Origin of the sequence: Weissella viridescens (assembly GCF_014789145.1) — a bacterium.
Taxonomy (GTDB): Bacteria; Bacillota; Bacilli; order Lactobacillales; family Lactobacillaceae; genus Weissella; species Weissella viridescens.
The window spans coordinates 1,238,719-1,263,145 of record NZ_CP061835.1; the positions used below are offsets into that span (position 1 = coordinate 1,238,719).

22 protein-coding genes, 7 tRNA genes and 2 rRNA genes are annotated in these 24,427 nt (G+C 41.3%); 3 read left to right on the plus strand and 28 right to left on the minus strand.

Translation table 11 applies throughout. The annotated features are described in order from the left end of the window. Positions 1-28: 28 nt before the first annotated feature. The 5 genes from IE337_RS06120 to IE337_RS06140 all read right to left on the minus strand — a co-directional run bounded on the left by IE337_RS06120 (position 29) and on the right by IE337_RS06140 (position 3,683). Positions 29-1,252, minus strand: a complete 1,224-nt coding sequence (locus IE337_RS06120; RefSeq protein WP_191136185.1) for a phosphoglycerate kinase — start codon at positions 1,250-1,252, stop codon at positions 29-31. A 116-nt stretch (positions 1,253-1,368) separates the two neighbouring features. Further along, positions 1,369-2,379, minus strand: coding sequence for a type I glyceraldehyde-3-phosphate dehydrogenase (gap, locus tag IE337_RS06125; protein WP_124943323.1), 1,011 nt, complete (start codon positions 2,377-2,379; stop codon positions 1,369-1,371). A 149-nt stretch (positions 2,380-2,528) separates the two neighbouring features. Further along, on the minus strand, positions 2,529-2,738 hold the full coding sequence (locus tag IE337_RS06130) for a hypothetical protein (protein WP_191136186.1): 210 nt from the start codon (positions 2,736-2,738) through the stop codon (positions 2,529-2,531). A gap of 116 nt (positions 2,739-2,854) precedes the next feature. Beyond that, positions 2,855-3,310: a hypothetical protein gene (locus IE337_RS06135; protein ID WP_191136187.1), complete on the minus strand. Its 456-nt coding sequence runs from the start codon at positions 3,308-3,310 to the stop codon at positions 2,855-2,857. Further along, positions 3,300-3,683 carry a helix-turn-helix transcriptional regulator gene (locus IE337_RS06140; protein ID WP_057744553.1) on the minus strand — a complete coding sequence of 128 codons (384 nt, stop codon included), beginning with the start codon at positions 3,681-3,683 and terminating at the stop codon, positions 3,300-3,302. Before IE337_RS06140 ends, IE337_RS06135 begins: the two co-directional genes overlap by 11 nt. A 145-nt stretch (positions 3,684-3,828) precedes the next feature. Between IE337_RS06140 and IE337_RS06145 the strand changes: the two genes are divergently transcribed. Next, a tRNA-Arg gene (locus IE337_RS06145) sits at positions 3,829-3,900 on the plus strand. Between the two features lie 148 nt (positions 3,901-4,048). Here IE337_RS06145 and IE337_RS06150 read toward each other — a convergent pair. The 6 genes from IE337_RS06150 to IE337_RS06170 form a co-directional block, all read right to left on the minus strand. Then, positions 4,049-4,774 carry a glycerophosphodiester phosphodiesterase family protein gene (locus IE337_RS06150; RefSeq protein WP_191136188.1) on the minus strand — a complete coding sequence of 242 codons (726 nt, stop codon included), beginning with the start codon at positions 4,772-4,774 and terminating at the stop codon, positions 4,049-4,051. Positions 4,775-4,776: 2 nt separating this feature from the next. Next, positions 4,777-5,772 (minus strand): extracellular solute-binding protein, encoded by a 996-nt coding sequence (locus IE337_RS06155; protein ID WP_243185584.1) that lies wholly within the window; start codon positions 5,770-5,772, stop codon positions 4,777-4,779. A 51-nt stretch (positions 5,773-5,823) separates the two neighbouring features. Continuing rightward, entirely contained in the window at positions 5,824-6,108 is a 285-nt protein-coding gene (locus tag IE337_RS07895) for a hypothetical protein (RefSeq protein ID WP_243185587.1), read from the minus strand. 66 nt (positions 6,109-6,174) lie between these two features. After that, entirely contained in the window at positions 6,175-6,993 is an 819-nt protein-coding gene (locus IE337_RS06160; RefSeq protein WP_191136189.1) for a carbohydrate ABC transporter permease, read from the minus strand. Then, a complete protein-coding gene (locus tag IE337_RS06165; protein ID WP_191136190.1) occupies positions 6,983-7,861 on the minus strand; it encodes a carbohydrate ABC transporter permease in 879 nt (292 codons plus the stop codon). Before IE337_RS06165 ends, IE337_RS06160 begins: the two co-directional genes overlap by 11 nt. A 23-nt stretch (positions 7,862-7,884) precedes the next feature. Continuing rightward, entirely contained in the window at positions 7,885-8,958 is a 1,074-nt protein-coding gene (locus tag IE337_RS06170) for an ABC transporter ATP-binding protein (protein WP_191136191.1), read from the minus strand. 292 nt (positions 8,959-9,250) lie between these two features. Here IE337_RS06170 and IE337_RS06175 point away from each other — a divergent pair, with 292 nt between their 5' ends. Beyond that, positions 9,251-9,532, plus strand: a complete 282-nt coding sequence (locus IE337_RS06175) for a hypothetical protein (RefSeq protein ID WP_191136192.1) — start codon at positions 9,251-9,253, stop codon at positions 9,530-9,532. Between the two features lie 216 nt (positions 9,533-9,748). Here the strand turns inward: IE337_RS06175 and IE337_RS06180 are convergent, their stop codons facing one another. The 7 genes from IE337_RS06180 to IE337_RS06210 form a co-directional block, all read right to left on the minus strand. Beyond that, positions 9,749-10,270, minus strand: a complete 522-nt coding sequence (locus tag IE337_RS06180) for an HdeD family acid-resistance protein (RefSeq protein WP_191136193.1) — start codon at positions 10,268-10,270, stop codon at positions 9,749-9,751. A gap of 97 nt (positions 10,271-10,367) precedes the next feature. Beyond that, positions 10,368-11,255 (minus strand): DNA/RNA non-specific endonuclease, encoded by an 888-nt coding sequence (locus IE337_RS06185; RefSeq protein WP_243185588.1) that lies wholly within the window; start codon positions 11,253-11,255, stop codon positions 10,368-10,370. A gap of 89 nt (positions 11,256-11,344) precedes the next feature. Beyond that, the gene (locus IE337_RS06190) at positions 11,345-11,731 is read right to left on the minus strand and encodes a DUF956 domain-containing protein (RefSeq protein ID WP_191136194.1); all 387 of its coding nucleotides are present in this window, start codon (positions 11,729-11,731) and stop codon (positions 11,345-11,347) included. Between the two features lie 69 nt (positions 11,732-11,800). Beyond that, positions 11,801-12,766, minus strand: coding sequence for a PTS system mannose/fructose/sorbose family transporter subunit IID (locus IE337_RS06195; protein WP_233119727.1), 966 nt, complete (start codon positions 12,764-12,766; stop codon positions 11,801-11,803). A gap of 18 nt (positions 12,767-12,784) precedes the next feature. Further along, positions 12,785-13,597, minus strand: a complete 813-nt coding sequence (locus IE337_RS06200) for a PTS mannose/fructose/sorbose transporter subunit IIC (protein WP_057744584.1) — start codon at positions 13,595-13,597, stop codon at positions 12,785-12,787. A gap of 37 nt (positions 13,598-13,634) precedes the next feature. After that, positions 13,635-14,618 (minus strand): mannose/fructose/sorbose PTS transporter subunit IIB, encoded by a 984-nt coding sequence (locus IE337_RS06205; RefSeq protein ID WP_191136195.1) that lies wholly within the window; start codon positions 14,616-14,618, stop codon positions 13,635-13,637. Between the two features lie 147 nt (positions 14,619-14,765). Further along, positions 14,766-16,187, minus strand: a complete 1,422-nt coding sequence (locus IE337_RS06210; RefSeq protein ID WP_191136196.1) for an aspartate ammonia-lyase — start codon at positions 16,185-16,187, stop codon at positions 14,766-14,768. Between the two features lie 164 nt (positions 16,188-16,351). On the opposite strand from IE337_RS06210, the gene IE337_RS06215 reads away from it, so the two are divergent. Beyond that, positions 16,352-19,222, plus strand: a complete 2,871-nt coding sequence (locus IE337_RS06215; protein ID WP_191136197.1) for a YfhO family protein — start codon at positions 16,352-16,354, stop codon at positions 19,220-19,222. A 17-nt stretch (positions 19,223-19,239) separates the two neighbouring features. Here the strand turns inward: IE337_RS06215 and IE337_RS06220 are convergent, their stop codons facing one another. The 10 genes from IE337_RS06220 to IE337_RS06265 form a co-directional block, all read right to left on the minus strand. After that, the gene (locus tag IE337_RS06220; RefSeq protein WP_191136198.1) at positions 19,240-20,190 is read right to left on the minus strand and encodes an ADP-ribosylglycohydrolase family protein; all 951 of its coding nucleotides are present in this window, start codon (positions 20,188-20,190) and stop codon (positions 19,240-19,242) included. Positions 20,191-20,198: 8 nt separating this feature from the next. Next, on the minus strand, positions 20,199-20,498 hold the full coding sequence (locus tag IE337_RS06225; protein WP_191136199.1) for a hypothetical protein: 300 nt from the start codon (positions 20,496-20,498) through the stop codon (positions 20,199-20,201). 103 nt (positions 20,499-20,601) lie between these two features. Next, positions 20,602-20,675 (minus strand) — tRNA-Pro (locus IE337_RS06230). Between the two features lie 31 nt (positions 20,676-20,706). Then, a tRNA-Leu gene (locus tag IE337_RS06235) sits at positions 20,707-20,791 on the minus strand. A 24-nt stretch (positions 20,792-20,815) separates the two neighbouring features. Beyond that, positions 20,816-20,889 (minus strand) — tRNA-His (locus tag IE337_RS06240). A 2-nt stretch (positions 20,890-20,891) separates the two neighbouring features. After that, positions 20,892-20,965: transfer RNA gene (locus IE337_RS06245), tRNA-Trp, on the minus strand. 25 nt (positions 20,966-20,990) lie between these two features. Continuing rightward, positions 20,991-21,064, minus strand: a tRNA-Asp gene (locus IE337_RS06250). Positions 21,065-21,066: 2 nt separating this feature from the next. Next, positions 21,067-21,139: transfer RNA gene (locus IE337_RS06255), tRNA-Val, on the minus strand. 4 nt (positions 21,140-21,143) lie between these two features. Beyond that, positions 21,144-21,260: ribosomal RNA gene (rrf, locus tag IE337_RS06260) — 5S ribosomal RNA — on the minus strand. 96 nt (positions 21,261-21,356) lie between these two features. Then, a 23S ribosomal RNA gene (locus tag IE337_RS06265) occupies positions 21,357-24,273 on the minus strand. Positions 24,274-24,427 lie beyond the last annotated feature (154 nt).

Here is a 24,427-nt window from a genome sequence, read left to right on the forward strand (position 1 = left end):
TAGTTGTTCGCTTTTTATTTAAAATGAATTACTTATCTGAAATTGAAGCAATTCCAGGCAATTCCTTACCTTCAAGGTATTCAAGTGAAGCACCACCACCAGTTGAGATGTGTGTCAATTGGTCAGCAATTCCAAGTTGTTGAACAGCTGCAGTTGAGTCACCACCACCAACGATAGTCGTTGCATCATTCTTCTTAGTAACTTCAGCAAGCTTTTCACCAATTGCCAAAGTTCCCTTAGCAAAGTTAGGCATTTCGAACACACCCATAGGTCCGTTCCAAACAACTGTCTTTGCATCATCCAAAACAGAATCAAACAATTCGATTGACTTAGGTCCAATATCAAGACCCATGTAGCCATCCTTGATACCATCATCAGCGATGTAAGTATCAGCATCGTTAGCAAACTTATCGGCTGCAACAGCATCAACAGGCAAAACTAGCTTATCACCAGCTTCATCAATTAACTTCTTAGCCAAGTCAACCTTATCTGCTTCAAACAATGAGTTACCGATTGACTTACCATTGGCAACGTCGAATGTATACGCCATTCCACCACCAACGATAACCTTATCCGCCTTCTTCAAAAGGTTTTGGATAATTTCAATCTTATCAGAAACCTTAGCACCACCGATGATAGCAACGAATGGACGCTTTGGATCTGTAACGGCACCACCTAAGAACTTGATTTCCTTTTCCATCAAGAATCCAGCAGCAGTTTGATCAATGTTAGATGCAATCCCTACGTTTGACGCGTGTGAACGGTGTGCAGTACCGAAGGCATCGTTGACGAATACATCACCCAATGAAGCCCAGTACTTACCAAGTGCAGGATCATTCTTTGATTCGCGCTTTGTTTCAACACCGTCTTGAACGTCAGCAAAACGTGTGTTCTCAAACACAAGAACTTGTCCATCATCAAGACCATTAACAGCCTCTTCCAATTCTGGACCTTCAATTGCAGGAACAAATGTAACAGGTTGTCCCAACAAGTCAGCTAAACGTTGTGCAACAGGCTTCATTGACAACTTCTTCTTATCATCTTCAGTCTTTACACGACCCAAGTGTGAGAATACAACGGCACGTCCACCGTTATCCAAAACATATTTAATTGATGGCAATGCAGCCTTAATACGGTTGTCGTTTGCAACTTCAACTTCGCCATTTTCTTCCTTCAATGGCACGTTGAAATCAACACGCATTAGAACCTTCTTACCTTTAACATCCAAGTCTTCAAGAGTTAACTTAGCCATAATAAGAACTTCCTTCTTTCTATACTTTTATATCTGTAATTATAACATTTTTTGAAAAAAACAGGCGATTCAGTTTACACTAAACCCCCTGTTTTTTTAACGAACTGAATCGCTTATTAAAGCTCTGCCAAGTGCTTCAAAGTACGGATCATGTTTGAAGTGAAACCGTATTCGTTGTCATACCAAGCAGCAGTCTTAACCAATTGGTGATCACCAGCTGTTACGACTTCAGTCAAAGTTGGGTCAAAGACAGAACCGTGTGTGTCTCCGATGATATCTGAAGAAACAATTTCATCACCGTTGTAACCGAATGATGGAGTTTCGTACTTCTTCATTGCATCGTTAACTTCTTCTGCAGTAACCTTCTTGTCCAAGATAGTTGTCAATTCAGTAATTGAACCGTCAACAACTTGTACACGTTGTGCATGTCCGTTCAACTTACCCTTCAATTCTGGAACAACCAAACCGATGGCCTTAGCAGCACCAGTTGAGTGAGGAATTGTGTTGGCAGCAGCTGTACGGTTGTTACGTGGCTTGCTTCCACGAGGTCCGTCCAAGATCATTTGTGTTGAAGTGTAAGCGTGAATAGTTGTCATCGTTCCAACTTCAATTCCAAATTCCTTGTTCAATGCATCAGCCAATGGGGCCAATGATTGAGTAGTACATGAACCAGCAGAAACAATGTTATCTTCTGGAGTCAAGATATCTTGGTTAACACCGTAAACAACAGTAGGAATATCACCAGCAGGTGCTGAGATCAATACCTTCTTGGCACCAGCGTCCAAGTGAGCTTGTGCCTTTTCCTTTGAAGTGTAGAAACCAGTTGATTCCAAAACAACGTCAACGCCGTCGTTTTCAACCCACTTCAAATCAGCAGCATTCTTTTCAGCATAAACACGGTACTTCTTACCGTCAACAATGATACCATCTTCGTCAGCTGAAACTTCAGCATCCAATGTACCATGAGTTGAGTCATACTTTAGCAAATATGCCAACATTGCAGGGTTAGTCAAGTCGTTGATAGCAACAACTTCGATGTCATCTGCAGCATCCTTTAATTCAAGAATACGGCGGAATGCCAAACGACCAATACGTCCAAATCCATTAATACCAATCTTTACAGTCATGATAAATGATTCCTCCCAGAACTTCATTTCGTAAACTTTTTTACAAGTATTATTATACGACTTTGTTTAACAATTCGCAAACTTTCAGACCGTTTTTTTGCGGACACATCATGTGACTGCTAATCACGATACGCAAGGCGTTTGTCTGCTTACTTTATTTTCCAATCCAAGACGTCTTGCAAGGCATCTTCATGGTTTCTTAGCGTGACACGCATTTCTTGTGACATATTTTTCATAATGAGGTTCCCGACACCTTTGAAAACTGGTGTAAGGCCGATAACTGCCATGCGAACGATAATAAGCACCGTGATAAACACAACAACCACTGTTAGAATTCCGATCATATTTTGAATTGGCATAATAAACACTCCTCTTTTAATTAACTTTAACTTAACTTTAGGTTTAAATAAAAGCTCAGCAATTAAGCTAAGCTACTCTTCAAGTATATATTAGGTTTAAACTAATTGCAATAGGTTTAATTTAATTCGCCACTCCTACGGTAGAAATCTAAAGTTGCCTGAGCAAAATCTATTGGGTACCCAAAAGCTTCTTCCAACATCCATGGCGCTAAGGGCATGTCTGGGTGCTGTTTTGCCACGCGTTTTAAGTCTTCCACACTTGTCATATAAGTTAAAACTGACTCACGTGCAGACACTTCATTATTTTGTGCACGTGTCGACTGATAATCTAACAAGTCCCCTAAATCTGAAATCGCATGAAAATATTCTTCGACAAGTGTTTCAGCTTTCTCAAAGGTCGACAAAGCTTTATCAATGAAAATATATACCTTGCCATCTTTTATTGACGTGACTCCTGCTAGTCCTGAATTTTCTTGCAGTGGAATCGTGTCCAAGATTGTTGCTGGCATCCCGCGTTCTGATAAATCATTTTCCACCCGTATGAGTAAATCCTCATACCGATTATTTTGCATTGCGATCCTCGTAGTCTGCGATGAGACCTTCTACATATGCTTTAGCACGATCAACAACACGTTGGCGCTCATCATCAGGTAATCCTGAAATATCTAAGCCCCAATGTGCTGCCATGAGTGCTGGTTCCTCTGAGACAGTTGCATTGGCCATTTGGTCTGGATCTTCAACGAGTTCAGACTTTGATACATTAAAGTACTCTGCCATCTGTTCAATTTTGTTGATACGCGGATACGTTTTTCCATTACACCAATCTGAAATTGTTGCCGTTGATACACCTACGACTTCTGACAACTTCGCTGCTGTCATACCGTGTTGTTTCAAAAGGCGCTTAATATTACGCCCCATGATGTCTTTTCCTTCTGAGCTTGCCATAGTGTCACCTTTTCGTATTTTGTCGTTTATATTCTATATTAGCTATGATAAAGGGAAACTTAATAAAATGCAAGGTTTAACCTAATTGTAATATTATGAATTGCTTTTGCTTAATTGCTCGGCTATAATATGACGAGTAGTTATTGGACCCGTAGTGTAATGGATATCACGTTAGATTCCGGTTCTGGAGATGTGGGTTCGATTCCCGCCGGGTTCATTCTTAAGTCGTTACAAATATTGATTTATAGCTATTTGTGTTACGTATATGCACAATAAAAAGTCCTGATAGATTTCTCGTAATTGAGTATCTATCAGGGCTTTTTTATTTTAAGTTATTTGGCACTTTAAATGGTGACCAAACACATTCAGTTACCGATTGCCTGCCTCAAGGCGTGCGCATTTTCAAAATCATCGGTGAACACGCCTTCATAACCACGCTCGAAAATTTGCTTTAACGTTGGTGTATCATCAATGGTCCAGATACGCTGTCGATCGGTCACTTCATTTAGCATTACCGAACGCTTTAAGTGCAAAGCATCTAATTGATTTCGTACCATAAAATCTAGCGGACGGGATATCGGCGTCTCACTAATTAAGGCAATTTGCTGTCGTTCATCTAATCTACCGATGCGCTTAACGCTACCTAAATTAGCAGATGAAAAAACAGTTTGTTCTGCAAGATCAAATCTATGCACTGCTTCTAAGACCAACGTCTCAATCCCTGGATACTGGATATTTTCCGTCTTTAATTCTATGTTTAACATTAAATCCGTCTTTTGAAAAATCTGTAACACTCGCTCTAAGGTTGGTATCGCGCTTTGCTTCCCCTGCCTTTGTTGTGGGCGTTGCAAATCAGGCATGAGGTGAAACTGGGCTAACTCTGCCACAGTATAATCTCTAATGTATCCGTGTCCATTTGTTGTACGATCAATTTTTTCATCATGCATAACAGTCGGCTGAAAATCTTTCGTTAGATGCACGTCAAATTCAACTGCCTCACCTTTTTGGGCAATATACTCAAACCCGTCAATTGAATTTTCAATATATTTTCTGGGGACACCACGGTGCCCAAAAATGGTTGTCTTTCCCATAACTATTCTCCAGCTTGCTCATTGGCCGACTTAATATCGGCGTCTGTTTTTTCAGCAGCCTTCGCAAGTTCCTTATTAACATTTTTACCATTGATAACATTTTCCATGGCATTTTGTGTATTCACACGTTCTTTTGGCATTGCCGTAATCAAGGCACCAGCTGACGCAGTATTCTTCTTGGTATCCTTGAGTTGATCAACTGGAGCTGCCAAGATAGGCGTTTCTTTGAACGCATCCTTAAGTAACTTGGTGTCATAAGACTTCTTATTTATCGCAAAGTAGCCCGTATCAATTGACCATTGGGCTTGTTCTTTTGGAGAAGTTGCAAACTTTAAGAATTCGGCTGCGCCCTTTTCTTGCTTATTAGATTTACCCTTTGAAAGCCAGATGCTGGCCCCACCAATTGCCACACCATTAGCTGGCTTATTTTCTGGATGCGGCATGTAAGTCACACCAACATCAAACTTAGCATTCTTTTTAATATCACCAAGTGATGCAGATGAATTCATGAACATATCAATTTGCTTTGACGTAAAGCCAGATAGCTCGTTATCGGCCGCATTTGCCCCAGTGCCATAATCAACCAATGTTTTGGCATCTGCATTTGTCTTGATCCAATTTAAAATATTCTTACCAGCAGCATTGTTGAACGTTGACTTAGTGGCTGTCTTCTTTCGCCCGTTACCATTGTTCACTAACTCTTGATTTTGATTAGCAAGCAATTCTTCAAAGTTCCATCCATACGGTAAAATAGAAAGTTTTGCTTTACCTGTTTTGTCTTTTAACTGCTTAGCTGCATCCGTCACTTGTTCATAAGTCGGACTTTTGGGTAGTTCATCAATTCCGGCAGCTTTAAAGGCATCCTTGTTGTAGTACAGGACTGGGGCGCTGGAGTTAAATGGCATTGAGTATAGTTTGCCATCGACGCGGTAATAGTCGAGAATGTTTTCACGAATATCTGAAGTATCATACTTATACTTTTTGGTAATCGTTTCCATCGGCTCAATCATACCTGAGGTTGCCAATTGTTTTGTCGAAATTTCATTCGATTAGAAAAGGACTGGGGCTTTCTTGGTGCCACCTACTGATAGGAATTTAGGCAAAGCTTCAACATATTGCCCCTGGAATTCGGGAACGACTTTATAGTCGTTTTGCGACTTATTAAAATCGTTAACCACCCGTTCAATTGACTTTTGCGTCTCACCGGTCATCGAGTGCCAAAAAGTAATTTTTTCAGGCTTGCTGGCCGCAATTCCTTGAACTGTTGCCAAAGGCATCGCTGCCCCCACGCCCACTGATAGTAAAATAGAATACTTCGCGATATGCTTAAACATGATTTGATTCTCCTATTAATCGTTTTGATGTTATATCGTAGCTCATAAACTGTTGGGTGCGTGTTGCTATTTAATCACACCACTCGTTAAACCATTTTTAAAATATTTTTGACCAAAGAAAATAATCAGCATTGTTGGAATAACAACGATAATGGTTGCTGCCATAATCAAACCCCAATTACTGGCCGTATCCTGAGCGCGCATTTGACGTAACCCAATTTGCGCCGTACGTACTTTATCATTATCCGTCGAAATTAAGGGCCATAGATACATGTTCCAATTTGTTAGAAAGCTGTATAACGCAAAAGTAATCAAACTTATCTTACAATATGGCATCACCACCTTTGTTATAAACTGGAAATGCGATAGACCTTCAATCTGACTCAATTGTTTCAATTCAGGAGGCACCTGCTCGAAACTTGTTTTGATCATAAACGTACCAAAAGCGGATGCTAAAAATGGCAAGGCCATTGCTGAATAAGTGTTGAGCAGATTTAAATCACGCATCAAATTAAAATTTGGAATAATTTGCGACTCGAACGGTAACATCATCGTACTCAAAAAAATAACAAACGCAGTCTTTTTAAATTTGAAATCTAAAAAGACGAACGCATAGGCAGCTAAAATTGATAGAACTAATTGTCCAATCATCACCACCCCTGACACGATTAAACTATGCAGCAAGAATTGTGCCATGTGTGTGTCAGTAAAGACATGGACATAATTACTAAACACTAATTTTTGAGGAAACAAGTTACCTTGTGAAATGGAACTGCTTGATGACAAACTCAAAGAAATGCCCAGTAAAAGCGGAACCATCAAAATGATGGCAATCACACTCAATAATAGATAGTTCCCAATTTGTTTTGTTCGATTAACCTGCATATTTAGCCGCCTTCCGCTTATTTAAGTAGAATTGGATAAACGTAAAGATCATAATAATAATCGTCAACACGACTGATTCGGCACTTGCACGACCGATTGTATGATTCACAAACGCATCCTGATAAATTGAGTAAACTAAAAGATTCGTATGATAGTCTGGTCCACCAGCTGTTAAAATATCGACTTGTCCAAAAGTTTGGAAAGCATTAATCAACGTTACAACCATCACAAAAAATAGCGTTGGCTCAGTCGCTGGTAAAGTAATTTTACGTAAACGTAGCCACTTTGAAGCACCATTCAAATCTGCCACTTGGTATAAATCCGTTGGTATCGCTTGAACTGCGCCTAATAAGATTAGGAAAGCAAACCCAATATTCATCCAAACGGTTGTGCCGATAATAGCCACCAAAGCCCAGACTGGGTCCGACAGCCAATTCACATCTGGTAAATGCAATGCGGCAAGGACCTTACTAAATAGACCAATTTGGGGATTAAACATAAATAACCACAAAATTGAAGCTACCGTTACCGAAATCCCCATTGTTGCTGAAAAAATTGTTCGGAAAAACCCCATACCTCGCATTTTTTTACTCGCTAGGATTGCCAAAAAATAAGCGCATAGTACTGTAAAGATTGAAGTTGCAATGACAAAAATCATCGTAACCGTAATTGATGTCATAAAGCTATCTGAATGAAATAGATTTATAAAGTTTTTGAAACCGACAAATTTAATTGGGTTCCCCATCAAATCCGTTAATTGGGTGCTCAACCAAAATGTTTTAATCATGGGATAGAAAACAAACATCCCCAAAACGACTATTGAAGGCAGTAATAAGACCAACGCTAATAAATTCTGTTTCTTTTGCATTATTTTCCCTTAATACCCTTTACTTAAACGGCCAATTCGTTGATTGGACCAAGCCCAACTAAACGATCATCTGCATCAAACAACATCATTTGATCTGGTAAGATATCAAAGGCAATCTCATTACCTGTTCGCAGATTTAATTGGTCACTCACCTTCAATCTAAATGGCTCTGCTGCGCCAACTTCAACCGAAATGTTTGTCCCATCACCTAGTGGTTCAATATGTGTAATCCGTCCCCTAAAAGCGCCTTGAGGTGTTAACCGGACACTTTCAGGACGAACACCAATTCGGACAGGACCAGCCAATTCATGGTTAAAGGTTATTTCAACACCATTAACAAATTGGAGACGATTTCCCATTAATTGCCCATCAAGCAAATTTATGGCAGGTGAACCAAAGAAATCGGCTACATAAGTATTCGCTGGTGCATTATACAGATCTAACGGTGCACCAATCTGTTCGATTCGCCCCTGGTTCAATAGCATCACTTGATCACCCATAGTCATAGCTTCCGTTTGGTCATGGGTTACATAAACAACAGTTAACCCCAAGTGTTGTTGTAACGCCCGAATCTCACGACGCATCTCGGCCCGTAGTTTCGCATCTAAATTTGATAGCGGTTCGTCCATCAAAATGACTTTTGCGTCTGAGACCAATGCACGTGCTAAGGAAACGCGTTGACGTTGCCCACCCGATAAATTTGCAGGTCGCTTATCCTTGTACTCAGTCAAATGAACTGTTTGTAAAACTTCATTTAAACGTTCCTGTTGCACTTCCTTATCCACATGGCGAGCCTTTAACCCAAAAATAATATTTTCGGATACGGTTAAATTTGGCATTAGCGCATAATTTTGAAACACCATTGCTAAATGCCGATCCTTAGGTGGTAGATTAGTGACATCCCGTCCATCAATTTCAATGGTCCCATCATTAATTGGAATAAAACCAGCAATTGCGTTTAAAATGGTACTTTTCCCAGATCCTGACGCGCCCACTAGTACATAAAATTGGCCATCCTCAATCTCAGTATTAATATCTTTTAAAACTTCTTCTCCATTGTCATATGTTTTCTTTAAGTGCTTTAACTTAATTGACATGCGCCTTAAATCCCTTCTCCTATAACCAAGTAGTTAATTAATGTTTATTACAAGATTAACTTTAGCAAGTCTTTGTAAATCTACTTTAGTAAACAGGTAAAGACTTTTCCCGCGGTGTAAGCAAATAAGGGTCAAAACTCATGAAAACGCTTTATTGTAAATATTTCATCTTCATTTGAAATATATCTGTTATACAAACCAATTTATCAAATTTAAGCCTCATTAAAACGCAATCGTGTTATAATGAATTTGTAACATAGTTGCAACACAAAATAGATGGAGGATTTTACACATGGCTGATTATACTGAAAAAGAACAAAAGGTTGTTTCAAATATTGCTGACACAATTGAAAAGTTAGATGATTCAATTGCCAAGCTTGACACATTGGAATCTGATTCAAAGTCACATTCAATTAAAGAATGGTACGACGAGCACAAAGCTATTCATGAGATCAAGCACATCTTGAGTGAAATCGGTAAGTACGGTAAGTACGATGAAAAAGAAGCTCTTGCTGATGAAAAGGAACTCGAAAAGTTTATCGAAAGCCTTGATTCAGACGCATCATCAAAATAATTAACAGTAAATAAAAAGTAGATCGCAAATGCGGTCTACTTTTTTTGTGGTTTCGATTTTGATGGTTTGATGACCCCGGTGGGAATAAAACGTGTGAAACAAAGCGCCTTAAATTATAGACCTATTTTTTAGCGGGTTTAGCCTAATTAAATTAAAACGCTCCTGTATTTAGTGCACAAAAAAAGCAACCACCGTAGTGATTGCTTTTTAAGCGTCTTAGAACGCCTTAACGATTTCCATAACACCAAAGACAAGCAAGTATGCTGCCAACAAAGCAACAACAAATGACAAGCCAAAGGCTGGGCTGAACATCATTACAATTCCAAGGATAAGACCAATGATTGCCATGATAACAACAAACCAGTAGTATCCCTTACCAACTTGCTTAATGTACTTAGCTGCCCATAGTTCGAACAATGAATCCATCACCATACCGATGGCAACGAAGATCCAAACGTAGATAGCACCGAAGCTAGCAGGCCAGATAATGATGGCAAGACCAACGATAATATCCAAGATAGCAAGGAATGTTAACATTCCTGTACTCTTCATTCCAATACTACGTAGGTGTCCACGTTGTGAGAAATGCAAAATTCCATCAATAATCATGAAAATTCCGATTACGATTACGATTGCTGCCAAAGATCCACCAGGGAACTTCAAAACAACAAACGCAAGAACAAGTGACAAAATTCCAAGCACTATGCTGAAAATGTCAAAACCTTTACTCTGGTTCATAATAACCCTCCAATAGTTAATATTACTTTTTTATAACAGGCTTTATGATACCATACCGTCAGTTTTTAATCAAAATTCCATTAAAAACCATTAAAATTTAACTTGCAGTTGCAGTACCATTCGCATAGTTAATCGTGACCCCTGGTTGCACATTTGGAATAAACACATTGTATTGAATGCTACCATCCGTCGACTTAGCTTCTAGTTTGGAACCTGATGGTACTAGATTAACCCCATCATAAATTGGCGTCACGCGATAACGAATTGTTTTATGTTGATCTAACCCTTTACGGACAATCAATTCGTAATAATTTTGACCTGTGTTACTAGGATCCCCATTCGAAGCTTGGTTAGCCCAAGTTGTTTGGGTCGTGATGTTTCGTGGATTGGCTTCAGAAGCGTCAAATCCCTTAACACCACCAGCTAACGCATAGGCAATCGAATGACCGCGGTTGTATAATACTTGGTCACCATTTAACCGCATTTGATGCCAACCAATTGGATTGATCTTTTTATCATTCCCCGTATGTTCACGCTTTCGGTATTCCCGACTTGTATTGTTTAAATATGCGTTTGCCACCCCTGGTCGTCCCTTTTGATCTAGTTGCGCTAACTGCACGTACGGCGCAACAGTAACATTGGCATTTAAATCATTTTGATTATTATTAATCACGTAGGCACCAGAACCATTAAATTGTAGATTATTGGCCCCTAATTGCTGTTTAACATTTGGTGTAACAACACTAGCAGCTTGTGTCTGTGTTGGGTGCACACTTGCGCCGCCAGATTGACTCGTTTTAAGTGATCCTGTTTTACTACGAGTGGATGTGTTTTTTGGTAAGTAGGTACTCTGACTAAATTGCTTAACTTGGTCTTCTGAAATCAAGCCAAAGTGTTGACCAACCAATAATGCACCAGCAACAGCCAATCCAGCAATAGTGATTTTCTTGCCGTTCATACCTTGTTTTTTACGTCGTCTTGCCATGTGTGTTCCTCATATCCTTTTGTTAAGTTTAACCTAAAACTCTATTAAACCACAAAAAAAGCCAATTAACATCATTGGCTTTTAAAATATCATGATTTTTTTGCTTTGCGCCGGGCAAAAACTCCCAAGCGATGGCGGATTTGATCAGACGCTAGATGTTCTTGAAGGATTGGTAAAGCACGCTTGGGCTTACCACCTACAAATTCTAACGTGCGGCCTGACATATCAGGTTGACCCGCTGAAACCTTTTGATTTGGTTTAATTTTAATGATAATACCACGATAGTAGACATTTAAAATGATTTCTAAACTAACGTACTCAACTTGCTCCCAAGGTACAATAATGTAGCCACCTTTATTAGAACGAAATTCAATTCCTTTTGTTCCATAAAATAGGTATCCTGGTTGAATATTAACTGGTGATAACAACGCATTGGCTGGGGCTTTTAATTCGGGTTGTTTGGTTTCTTGTGCCATAGCGCACAGCCTCCCTTTTCATTTAACGATTATGTATAAAAACTGGTAGAAGCTACCAGTTTTTTTAGATTAAGCCATAATACCTAAGGCATAGGCTAAGATTCCAACAGCGAACAATCCGAAGATGATTACAATTGGTGAAACATGCTTACGAAGTAGCCATAGAACGACAAACATCAAAAGCAATGGTGCCAATCCTGGGATCAATTGATTCAACGTATCTTGAACCGTCGTAATTTTAACGGCCCCCAAATTCTGACCACCTTTAATTTTACCAGCGATATCAGTGATTGTTTGTGGACTTAGGTGTCCTGTATTAATTTGCTTGGCAAGTGCATCTGTATCGACATAGCTACCCTTTTGCAAATTAACCTTAGAAAGTACCATTGGGAAATTCATCGTGGTCCAACGCGGAACCAACACTCCCATAATAAACATTCCTAGAATCGATGCACCAGTGGTTAACTTTTGCATCATCCCCCCACCCAAGTTCTGAGTGATATTTGTTCCTTCACGATAACCCAATTCTTGGGTGTACCACAAGAAGGCCATACGCATGATATTCCAAACAACGAAGAAGATGATTGGTCCAAGAATTTGACCACTTTGTGCTAACCCCGCTGCAAAGGCTCCCAAAACTGGACGAACTGTTCCCCACCAGATTGGATCACCTACACCAGCTAAAGGTCCCATCATTCCAACTTTAACACTGTTAATGGCTTCATCATCAATATCAGCGCCATTAGCTTTTTGTTCTTCCATCGCCATTTCGACACCAAGAATAGGTGAGGCCACATATGGATGTGTGTTGAAAAACTCTAAGTGCCGCTTAAGTGCCGCAGCACGATCTTCTTTTGTTTTATAAAGACGCTTGATTGTTGGTACCATAGCATAAGCCCAACCAACGTTTTGCATACGCTCATAGTTCCAAGCCGCCTGGAGGAAAGTTGAACGCCACCAGGTTGCATAACGATCACCCTTTGTTAGGTGAACCTCGTTCATTTGTACTTGCTTTTCTTGTACTGAATTACTCATTGTACTCTTCCCCCAAGCCTAGTAATTATTTAAAATTGCATCAATTTGGTCACCAGATGATCCTGAACTTGAACCACCTTCGCTTCCACCACCATCATTTCCACCATTAAATCGTGGTGAAAGTTGTAGGTAAATAAGTGCCAAAACCAAACCGATAATTCCCATTGCAATCAAATTCAATTCGGTTACTGCAGAAAGGGCAAATCCCAAGAAGAAGAAAGGCCATAGTTCTGGCGTGGCCATCATGTTGATAACCATGGCATATCCAACTACCACAATGAAACCACCGGCAACGGCTAATCCCTTTGTAATGACATCTGGAATTGCATTCAAAGCTGCATTAACTGGGCCTGCGCCAACTGCGATAACGATAATCGTTGGAATCGCAATTCGCAAACCTTGTAAGGTCAGTGCCGCCATATTCACCGCATCGAGACCACGTAAGCTTCCCTTTTCGGCTTGTCGGTCAGCGACATGGGCCAAAACAACTGTTAAGGTACGTACACCAATCGTTAAGACTTGTCCAGCAATGGCTAGCGGAACCGCAATCGCCATTCCTTCATAGACACTAACTTGGGCTGGTCCGGTAACTAGATAAGCTGAGACAACCGATGCCAAAGCTGCATCGGGGGCCACGGCGGCTCCAATGTTCATCCATCCTAGGGCGAGCATTTGAAGAGTTCCCCCCAAAATAATTCCTTCAGTTACATGCCCATTGGCTAGACCAATCAGTGTTGCTGCAACAATTGGCTGCTGGAATTGAAATTCATCTAAGATGCCATCCATCCCCGCCAAAAATGAAATTAATACTACAAAAAACGCTGAAATCATGCGTTTATCCTCCTCTAATAGCGTTTAGGTTCCATGATTAATCTTTCAATAAAGCGAAAATGTCTTTACTTGGATCACTTGGTACCTTACGAACGTCAAATTTAACTCCTTGTGCTTGCAACTCTTCTAAGCACTGCACATCTGCGCTATCAACGGCAATGGCATTCGTAACCATCCGCTTTCCTTCAGAATGTGACATTGAACCAATGTTAACTTCTGTTAATTTAACACCAGCTGCGACTGCTCTTTCAACATCTTGTGGTGTTTCAAAAAGCAACATGGTCTTGAGTCCCTTAAATCGTGGATCATCCCATACATCCACTAATTTTTGAATTGGTACAACATTTACCTTTACACCAACTGGTGCTGCTTGTACAAGTAATGTCTTTCGCAAATCATCATGTGCGACTGTATCAGAAACAACAATGATGCGATCTGGTTGAACGGCTTTCGTCCAAGCTGTGGCAACTTGACCATGCAATAACCGTGAATCAATTCGAGCCAACCGAATATCCATCGTTGCTTCACCCGTATGTTCAACCTTATTGATGTCGGTCGCTGGTGCGCTTGGTGTTGTTTCCATGGCTGCATCTACTTCTGTAGGTGCTTCCTCTGTTGTTTGTGTTCGTTCTGGAATTGTATTAATTCCATTTTGTGCGACATCTATTAAAGCATGCGCAATCTCACTCGCTTTTTCCATTGTAAAACGGGCCCCATATGCTTCGATGAGCATCGGCAAATTCAATCCGGTAATAATTGCCATCCGTTCTGGATGTTCCGCTTGAATTCGTGATGCTGCATTAAATGGTGATCCTCCCCATAAATCAACCAAAAACAATACTTCGCCAGTCTCTGTTGCTTCCCCAAGTGCTTGCGTGAAGTGTTGCATCAAATCTTCTGGTCCTTCATTTGGCATGAAAGTAACCACTTCAACATCTTCTTGCTGTCCAAAAATCATTTCGCCTGATTGTTGGATTCCCTTGGCAAATTCCCCATGACTTGCAATTATGAATTTAACCATAGCGCCCTCTCCTTTAAAAAGTTCTGGATCCATTGATCCTCATTACAAACTTTATTCTACATGACTATTCTTATTTTGTAAACGTTTTCATAAATTAGATTTTCATAAAAAAAAAGACCAGTTTCCTGGTCTCTTTGCGCCATATTCCTAACTGTTCTTGAAAACAAGGCCATGTTCAGGTGTTCGTGCGTTCTTAACAATTTTATCAACTGCGAAAACCTCATCTAATTGTTCCTCAGTAAACTCACCTGTTTCCTCGGCTAACTCACGTAGAGGTCGATTTGTTTTCAAAGCTTGCTTAGCTAAGTTGGACGCCTTTTGATATCCAATAATAGCTGCCATTGCCGTTGTATATGAAATCGACAAATCAATGTCTTGTTCTAAACGTTCTTCATTTGGTGTAATACCCGTAATCGCGTTTTCACGGAATGTTTTCAATACCTGTGTCAAATGATCAACAGAAGCAAATAAACGATATAACATCACTGGTTCAAAAGCATTTAATTCAAGTTGTCCCGCTTCAACGGCATTCGTGACAGTGATATCATTTCCCATCACTTCAAAGGCAACTTGGTTAACAACCTCAGGAATCACTGGGTTAACTTTCCCAGGCATGATTGAACTACCTGCTTGACGAGCTGGTAAATTAATTTCATTAAGGCCCGAACGTGGTCCCGAACTTAACAAACGTAAATCATTTGCAATTTTTGAAAGATCGACCGCTAATGATTTTAATGCCGCTGAAAGTTGTAAGAAGCTGTCCAAGTTTTGTGTTGCATCAAATAGGTCTGAGGCTTGCTCTAGTTCTAGTCCCGTCACTGCGTTTAATTCAGGAATGATATGTTCTTGATAATATCGTGAGACGTTAATTCCTGAACCAATCGCAGAACCGCCAAGGTTTAATACATGTAAATCAGCTTGTGCCTTATCAATTCGATTCAAATCACGCTTAAGTGGCTTCAAATAGGCATGAAATGAATTTCCCAAGGTCATTGGCACAGCATCTTGGAGCTGTGTGCGTCCCATTTTATAAACATCTTCAAATTCTTCCGCCTTAGATCCTAAAGCAGCCATGAGCTTTTCAATTTCCAACATTAGTGGTTTCACAATATGAATAAGCGCTAACTTTCCCGCAGACGGAAAGACATCATTGGTACTTTGGCTCTTATTCACATGATCATTAGGGTTAATGTATTGATATTCCCCTTTTTCATGCCCTGAATTTGTTAAAGCAACATTGGCAATAACTTCATTGGCATTCATGTTCATACTTGTTCCCGCACCACCTTGAATTGGATCAAGTGGAAACATATTTTCATAGTCAACAGGTTGACTCAACAATTCATCAGTTGCCGTCAAAATGGCATCCGCAACATCAGTATCTAACGTCCCTGCCCCTTTATTAGATTTTGCGGCAGCTGCTTTAATTTGAATCAAGGCTTTAACCAAGTTCGCATTTACATGATCTTTGGTAATTGCAAAGTTTTCTAAAGCTCGCATCGTATGGATACCATAGTAAGCTTGATCTGGTACTTCCATTTGTCCTAATGAATCTGATTCAATTCGCATTTTTATTGTTTCCCCTGTTATCGTTTTTCTTATTTTAAACAATTCGACCAACGCCTTCAAGTCATTTTAAAGAATATGTAAACTAATGCGACACGAATTCTGGTTCAATTAATTAAACTATCGGAAAATGCTATAATAGAAACACTATCTATCGAGGAGTTCTTATGATTAACCGAAAAAATTGGTGGAAAAGTAATCTACCTACCTATTTAATCATGTTTCTAATTGTCGTCGGCACCATTCTTTTACCATATTGGTTTACTGACACGAGTTTAATATGGCAAGCCGATGGGCTCTCGCAACATTTACCTGCCTTAATTCATTGGCAGAAAGACTTACACCATCTCTTGGCAACTGGGAATTGGCCAAGTCAATGGAATTTTCAAATTGGTTTAGGGTCTGATTATTATCAAACGTTTGCTTACTATACACTCGGTGACATTTTTAGTTACGGTGCTGCGTTTATCAGTAGCAAGCATGTCGTGAGTTATTACTCAATCATGATTGTCGTTCGCCTTTTTTGTGCAGGCTTGGCCTTTTTAGTGGCTGTACGACATTTTACAAAATACTGGCACCCCGTTATCAATACTATTGGTAGTTTAGTCTACTTGTTTAGTGGGTATCTTGCGTTAAGTATGTTTTCACACCCATACTTTATTAACCCGCTAATTATCTTTCCGCTATTAATTGTCGCCATTGATAATTTAATTGATGTCCAAAAACCAAAATGGCTTCCAGCCGCTTTAATGATTAGTTGGACTCTGTGGAATAATTATTATTTCGCCTTCATGATGGCTATTGGAGCGACGATTTTCTTTGTCCTTCGCATCAGCTTGAACCACTCATGGCGTAATGGAAGGATGTGGCTGCGTGCCCTTTCAAGTGCTGTTGTTGGCTTTCTTTTGCCCATGCTTATCTTCTTACCAAGCATAATTGGGACGTTGAACTCTGCACGAAGTCAGTACCGTTTTGCGAATGGACTGACCTTATATCCTTTGAACTATTATCTATCCCTGCCCGGTAATCTGATTAGTAACGCACAAAGTCCCAATTTTTGGTTAACTGGTGGTTTTTCAGTTATTGGCATTATCGCAATTCTATATATTTTGCGCCGCTATAAAACGTATCCACTGCTTAGTTGGGTCTTTGGTATGGCTGGCCTCTTCTTACTATTTCCAGCGGGCGCTGCCCTCATGAATGGTGGCTCATCGCCATCAAATCGTTGGATTTTTATGTTAGGTCTTCCCCTCGCACTTAGCGTCGTCCTTTTGTTAAATCACCTAACTGAATTACGGAAACAGGACTTCTATTGGATGACCGGCGTGGGCGTTATTATCTTTATTTCAATGCTATTCACCAATAATTTTGACTTACATGCCAATTTTGCGAATATGCTTTTCATTGGGGTACTCACTATCGTTTGTCTTTACTGGGCAATTTCTCACAAAGTGGGTCTATATGCTCTCTTAGGTGTTGTGGCCTTGAATGCAATATTGATCATGCAACAAAACCATATGACTGATTTAAACCCTGAAAAAAGCGCGCTGCTATCAAATAAAAATGTTCAAAAATTGGTTGACCAACAAGCAAATTATTTTGATGAAAACATTGATGCTGATTTAGCCAAAGCACGTGGTGAAGCAAACACACCCGTTCCATCAACGCTATACCGTTCATATATTGATACGCAACTTGGATCTGATTCAGAGATTGACCCTGCACCAGCAACGAATTTAGCTCTCAATAGTCACGCACACAATGCGGAGTCATATTGGTCCTATCAAAATGGTGCAGTAAATCAGCTAATGAAACGTTTAGCATTACCACAAACTAATAATAATGATATTACTAGCAATCTTGACCGAAGAAATGTGCTATCGAATGTACTTGGCATTAAATATTGGTATGCCAATCCACAGTCTGGTTCGCCCGCCAGTTATCAAAAACTGACGCCACCGATTACGATTAATCGACAAACCGTCACACAAAGTGACTCAGTTTATCCGCTAGCTTATCTACCAAAATATGTCGTCAGTGAAAAGACATTTAACCACGCAGATACGACAAATCGAGAAGCCTACTTAGCAGATAGTGTGGTAACAGACGCCGTAACTGAACACACTTCAAAACAACAATTTGAACGTACGGTAACCACTACCTCAATTCGTTCCAACTTACAGGAGCGTTACACAGACAAAGTTCATTTCAATTACACACCTAGTCGTGAATCCGATGAACAAGGTATCTACCTCAAGCCGAATGCAACGTTAGATAACCATGAGTTGCATTTAGAAATCACCAACCTACATTTTAAACCAGCTAATTTTAACCAACGTGCAAAGTATGCCACGAACAGTTACCGAGATGCGAAAATTGAACAGAATAACAATCCCAGAAATCCACTGGATTATCGTTCCAATGACCGCGCCTTTAATTGGAATTGGCGTCGTAAGCATCTTGATACAATTGGTAAGAACGTTAGTGGTTATACATTTACCACTAGTTATGCTGGAAACAACCAGACATTTGTTCAAACAGGACAGAAAAATCTATCCTTCTATAACCCTAAGCAGAATATCACCTTAAATTTAGGGACTGCGACAGATGTTAAAAACACAGCATATTTACCATTGACCTTTAGTCAACCTGGTCAATATACTTTTGATGTTAAGGTTAAAGCCATTCCAACCGGACAGCCGTTTAAAAAGGTATCACAACAAGCACAAAAACAAGCTGTTCCATTAAATATACAAAAAGATCAAATTTCTGGTCAGGTAACTGGTTCTAAAAATCAAATTTTAGCCACAACAATTCCTTATTCTAAGGGTTGGCATTCTGCCAATAATCAAGTGATCAAAATTAATGAAGGTTTTGTCGGTATAAAATTACACACCGGTAAAAACGACATCTTGTTAAACTATCAAACACCTGGTTTGAAACTAGGACAGTATCTCTCACTACTTGGTCTTGTTTTATTACTTATATTCGGGTTAGTTACATTAATCAACAAAAAAGCCATTAGTCATGCCGACTAATGGCTTTTTTCAAACATCTAATCAAACTTAACTGCTTCATCTGCAAGTATAAGGACGCTCTCAATTTTATTTTTTGCACGTAATGTCGACAACCAGTTGTCAGGGAAGTCATTGTCAATATAACTAAAAGCCAGACCAACAAGTGCAGCATTTGTGTCTGTATCGCCACCTATTTGAACGGCAGCATGAACGGCTTCAGCATAATCTTGAAAGTTTAGGCTCGCCCACAGGACGACATTGAGTGTATCCAAAACGTAACCACTCGTCGCTAACTTTGCCTGGTCTTGAAGCTTAATTTTATTCACAATATCAGTCGGTGTGACAGTTGCATCAGTCACCAACCAACCCATTTCTTCTTGCTTTAATAATTCTTGGACGGCTGGTTGACGATTAATCGCACGAATAGCCTGTAAGATAGCTTTCTCACTATCACCCCGACGGGCCAATACACGGATAAAGTAAACAAAAAAACGTGAGGCTAATTTTGATCGCATCTGACCATGCGTTAATCCAGTTACTGCATCAACTATTTGTTCCAAAGTCATCTGGGCTGGATATGCATAAAAAGCTAGTGGCCAAATGCGCATCAAGGCTCCGTTTCCACTTCCCAGTGGATTATTAAGCCCAAAATCGCCATATTTGCCTGTCTCATGAAAATGTTTGATTGCCGCGGCTGTTTCATCGCCATAACCAAAAGCAATCCCATCCGGCGTATATTGGCCTTCATAAAGGTAATCATCAAAGTTCTGCATAATTGCCTTTAAATCGTATTCACCAGTCAACGCTGTGATGGTAGCTAAAGTCAAACTCGTATCATCACTCCATGTCCCCGGTAATTGGTTATTTACACCACCACCTTGCATTTCAGTGGAAACTTCCGTATTGGACGCATTAAACTCATATGGAACGCCGAAAGCATCACCCATTGCAAATCCGTACATACCACGTCTTAATAATTCGTTTGCCATCTCAACCCCTATATCTCTTCCGTCTCAAACCAATCTTTGATTGGTACCCATTTTTCTGACTTATTGATGAAAATTTCATAATCAGTAATATTGGTTATCGTGTGGCGATCAGTTTCCAAAGGCATCCAAAATGTCTCATCAGCCCGTCTCAAAATATCGATGTGTGAAAATTCTGTGGTTTGCCCCTCCGGATCTTTTAGTTGGAAGAAATTATCAATATCAAACTTCTTTTCTCCAACAACTGGACCATCTACTGTTAAATCATCTATTAAGTCTTGAAAAGATTCATTTGTAATCGTTTCACTCATTTGTCTGTCCTTACTTTTTTCATTTTCTCTAGGCTTATTATAACTGTTTTTATTATTGATAACAAAAAAGAGACCATCTTGTGAGATAGTCTCTTTTTAATTATCGGGACGACAGGATTCGAACCTGCGACCCCCTGGTCCCAAACCAGGTGCTCTACCAAGCTGAGCTACGTCCCGAAATGTAAATAAAAAATCCCAAATGGGATTATGCCGTCGGTGGGAATCGAACCCACACTCCCAAGAAGGGAACTGGATTTTGAGTCCAGCGCGTCTACCAGTTCCGCCACAACGGCAACTAATTCAATCATCACATCAAGGGCGATTGATGGGATTCGAACCCACGCATGCCGGAACCACAAACCGGTGTGTTAACCAACTTCACCACAACCGCCATGGCAGGGGTAGAGGGAGTCGAACCCCCACCGACGGTTTTGGAGACCGTTGTTCTACCATTAAACTATACCCCTATGAAATGACGTAATGCTTGAAAAACGGTCACAACGGGGTTCGAACCCGTGATCTCCTGCGTGACAGGCAGGCGTCCTAACCAACTAGACCATGCGACCAATGGACGATACAGGGATCGAACCTGTGACCCCCTGCTTGTAAGGCAGGTGCTCTCCCAGCTGAGCTAATCGTCCATATGCATTGCGATGTCCTATCCTCGCAGGAAGAGATCCTCCAACTACTTTCGGCGCTATTGAGCTTAACTTCTGTGTTCGGTATGGGAACAGGTGTGACCTCAATGCCATCATCACAACACGGTGTTGATGAGACTTACGTCTCTCAAAACTGAATCATATTTTGTATCTTATTTTCATTTCATTAATTGAACCGTACACCAACGTTTTGTTCAACTTGGTTAAGTCCTCGAACCATTAGTACTAGTCCGCTCCATGCGTCGCCGCACTTCCACTTCTAGCCTATCTACCTTGTCATCTACAAGGGGTCTTACTTCATAAAGAATGGGAAATCTCATCTCGAGGCGAGTTTCACACTTAGATGCTTTCAGCGTTTATCTCATCCGTACATAGCTACTCAGCGATGCTCCTGGCGGAACAACTGATACACCAGAGGTACGTTCACCCCGGTCCTCTCGTACTAAGGGCAACTCCTCTCAAATTTCCTACGCCCGCGACGGATAGGGACCGAACTGTCTCACGACGTTCTGAACCCAGCTCGCGTACCGCTTTAATGGGCGAACAGCCCAACCCTTGGGACCGACTACAGCCCCAGGATGCGATGAGCCGACATCGAGGTGCCAAACCTCCCCGTCGATGTGGACTCTTGGGGGAGATAAGCCTGTTATCCCCAGGGTAGCTTTTATCCGTTGAGCGATGGCCCTTCCATGCGGAACCACCGGATCACTAAGCCCTACTTTCGTACCTGCTCGACTAGTCAGTCTCACAGTCAAGCTCTCTTGTGCCTTTACACTCTGCGAATGATTTCCAACCATTCTGAGAGAACCTTTGGGCGCCTCCGTTACCTTTTAGGAGGCGACCGCCCCAGTCAAACTGCCTGCCAGACACTGTCTTCCACCACGCTTAGTGGTGTGAGTTAGAGTGGTCATACAACGAGGGTAGTATCCCACCTGTGCCTCCATCGAAACTAGCGTTCCGACTTCAACGGCTCCTACCTATGCTGTACAAGCTGCACAAACACTCAATATCAAGCTACAGTAAAGCTCCATGGGGTCTTTCCGTCCTGTCGCGGGTAACCCGCATCTTCACGGGTCTTTAAATTTCACCGAGTCTCTCGTTGAGACAGTGCCCAGATCGTTACGCCTTTCGTGCGGGTCGGAACTTACCCGACAAGGAATTTCGCTACCTTAGGACCGTTATAGTTACGGCCGCCGTTTACTGGGGCTTCAATTCATACCTTCGCTTGCGCTAAGCACTCCTTTTAACCTTCCAGCACCGGGCAGGCGTCAGCCCCTATACGTCATCTTACGATTTTGCAGAAACCTGTGTTTTTGATAAACAGTCGCCTGGGCCTATTCACTGCGGCTCAGCTTTCGCTGAGCACCCCTTCTCCCGAAGTTACGGGGTCATTTTGCCGAGTTCCTTAACGAGAGTTCACTCGCTCACCTTAGGATGCTCTCCTCGACTACCTGTGTTGGTTTGCGGTACGGGCAGGTAAACACTAACTAGAAGCTTTTCTTGGCAGCGTGACATGGCGGACTTCCCTACTTTATTTCGGTCCTCATCATAACTTGTCCTTAAAGAGTCAAGCATTTAACTCAACTCAAGACTTGTTATTTAACCCAGCATATCCATCAGCTGGGATCCGTTAGCCTTCTGCGTCCCTCCATCGTTCAAACATGTTCACCTGGTACAGGAATCTCAACCTGTTATCCATCGACTACGCTTCTCAGCCTCGCCTTAGGTCCCGACTAACCCTGGGAGGACGAGCCTTCCCCAGGAAACCTTAGTCATACGGTGGACAGGATTCTCACCTGTCTTTCGCTACTCATACCGGCATTCTCACTTCTATGCGCTCCACCAGTCCTCACGGTCTGACTTCATCGCCCATAGAACGCTCTCCTATCGCGCCACTTACGTGGCACCCGTAGTTTCGGTGGTGTGTTTAGCCCCGGTACATTTTCGGTGCAGAATCACTCGACTAGTGAGCTATTACGCACTCTTTAAATGGTGGCTGCTTCTGAGCCAACATCCTAGTTGTCTATGCAACTCCACTTCCTTTTCCACTTAACACACACTTAGGGACCTTAACTGACGATCTGGGCTGTTCCCCTTTCGACAATGGATCTTATCACTCACTGTCTGACTCCCGGACATACGTGATTGGCATTCGGAGTTTATCTTAATTTGGTAACCCTAGATGGGCCCCGCACCAAAACAGTGCTCTACCTCCAACACGCTTCATTCCGAGGCTAGCCCTAAAGCTATTTCGGAGAGAACCAGCTATCTCCAAGTTCGATTGGAATTTCACCGCTACCCACACCTCATCCCAACATTTTTCAACATGTACGGGTTCGGGCCTCCAATGCGCTTTACCGCATCTTCACCCTGGACATGGGTAGGTCACCTGGTTTCGGGTCTACAACAACATACTTAAGCGCCCATTTCAGACTCGCTTTCGCTACGGCTCCGGTCTTTCCACCTTAACCTTGCATGTTATCGTAACTCGCCGGTTCATTCTACAAAAGGCACGCTATCACCCATTAACGGGCTCTAACTTCTTGTAGGCACATGGTTTCAGGAACTTTTTCACTCCCCTTCCGGGGTGCTTTTCACCTTTCCCTCACGGTACTGGTTCACTATCGGTCACTAGGGAGTATTTAGCCTTGCGAGATGGTCCTCGCGGATTCCGACCGGATTTCACGTGTCCGGCCGTACTCAGGATCCTACACGGGAGATTGCTTACTTTCGCATACGGGGCTATCACCCTGTCTCGCTCAGCTTCCCAGCTGATTCTGCTAATAAACAATTTTGTAACTCCACAATGGTAGTCCTACAACCCCAACATGCAAGCACGTTGGTTTGGGCTCTTCCGATTTCGCTCGCCGCTACTATCGGAATCGATTTTTCTTTCTATTCCTGTTGCTAATGAGATGTTTCAGTTCACAACGTCTACCTTCAATTTAGCTATGTATTCACTAAATGATAACTTGTATAAACAAGTTGGATTTCCCCATTCGGAAATCTCCGGATCAAAGCTTACTTACAGCTCCCCGAAGCATATCGGTGTTAGTCCCGTCCTTCATCGGCTCCTAGTGCCAAGGCATTCACCATGCGCCCTTAATAACTTAACCTATCAACTTGCGTTGATGATTCAAGTTTGAGTATTGTGGCTCAAAGGCCACAAGCGATTTAAACTAATTTAAAAAACTCAAAAAATTACGCGGTGTATTTTTTCGGCTCAATTTAATTATAATAATTAATTGAAATGAATTTAAAATTTAAATA

Bases quoted from the DNA above. Each gene is read 5' to 3' on its own strand.
- IE337_RS06160 (WP_191136189.1), bottom strand. From the start codon at position 6,993: ATGCAGGTTAATCGAACAAAACAAATTGGGAACTATCTATTATTGAGT.
- IE337_RS06195 (WP_233119727.1), bottom strand. From the start codon at position 12,766: ATGAGTAATTCAGTACAAGAAAAGCAAGTACAAATGAACGAGGTTCAC.
- IE337_RS06205 (WP_191136195.1), bottom strand. From the start codon at position 14,618: ATGGTTAAATTCATAATTGCAAGTCATGGGGAATTTGCCAAGGGAATC.
- IE337_RS06120 (WP_191136185.1), bottom strand. From the start codon at position 1,252: ATGGCTAAGTTAACTCTTGAAGACTTGGATGTTAAAGGTAAGAAGGTT.
- IE337_RS06175 (WP_191136192.1), top strand. From the start codon at position 9,251: ATGGCTGATTATACTGAAAAAGAACAAAAGGTTGTTTCAAATATTGCT.
- IE337_RS06215 (WP_191136197.1), top strand. From the start codon at position 16,352: ATGATTAACCGAAAAAATTGGTGGAAAAGTAATCTACCTACCTATTTA.
- IE337_RS06210 (WP_191136196.1), bottom strand. From the start codon at position 16,187: ATGCGAATTGAATCAGATTCATTAGGACAAATGGAAGTACCAGATCAA.
- IE337_RS07895 (WP_243185587.1), bottom strand. From the start codon at position 6,108: ATGTTTAAGCATATCGCGAAGTATTCTATTTTACTATCAGTGGGCGTG.
- IE337_RS06185 (WP_243185588.1), bottom strand. From the start codon at position 11,255: ATGGCAAGACGACGTAAAAAACAAGGTATGAACGGCAAGAAAATCACT.
- IE337_RS06220 (WP_191136198.1), bottom strand. From the start codon at position 20,190: ATGGCAAACGAATTATTAAGACGTGGTATGTACGGATTTGCAATGGGT.
- IE337_RS06150 (WP_191136188.1), bottom strand. From the start codon at position 4,774: ATGGGAAAGACAACCATTTTTGGGCACCGTGGTGTCCCCAGAAAATAT.
- IE337_RS06165 (WP_191136190.1), bottom strand. From the start codon at position 7,861: ATGCAAAAGAAACAGAATTTATTAGCGTTGGTCTTATTACTGCCTTCA.
- IE337_RS06190 (WP_191136194.1), bottom strand. From the start codon at position 11,731: ATGGCACAAGAAACCAAACAACCCGAATTAAAAGCCCCAGCCAATGCG.
- IE337_RS06225 (WP_191136199.1), bottom strand. From the start codon at position 20,498: ATGAGTGAAACGATTACAAATGAATCTTTTCAAGACTTAATAGATGAT.
- gap (WP_124943323.1), bottom strand. From the start codon at position 2,379: ATGACTGTAAAGATTGGTATTAATGGATTTGGACGTATTGGTCGTTTG.
- IE337_RS06155 (WP_243185584.1), bottom strand. From the start codon at position 5,772: ATGGAAACGATTACCAAAAAGTATAAGTATGATACTTCAGATATTCGT.
- IE337_RS06170 (WP_191136191.1), bottom strand. From the start codon at position 8,958: ATGTCAATTAAGTTAAAGCACTTAAAGAAAACATATGACAATGGAGAA.
- IE337_RS06135 (WP_191136187.1), bottom strand. From the start codon at position 3,310: ATGCAAAATAATCGGTATGAGGATTTACTCATACGGGTGGAAAATGAT.
- IE337_RS06140 (WP_057744553.1), bottom strand. From the start codon at position 3,683: ATGGCAAGCTCAGAAGGAAAAGACATCATGGGGCGTAATATTAAGCGC.
- IE337_RS06180 (WP_191136193.1), bottom strand. From the start codon at position 10,270: ATGAACCAGAGTAAAGGTTTTGACATTTTCAGCATAGTGCTTGGAATT.
- IE337_RS06200 (WP_057744584.1), bottom strand. From the start codon at position 13,597: ATGATTTCAGCGTTTTTTGTAGTATTAATTTCATTTTTGGCGGGGATG.
- IE337_RS06130 (WP_191136186.1), bottom strand. From the start codon at position 2,738: ATGCCAATTCAAAATATGATCGGAATTCTAACAGTGGTTGTTGTGTTT.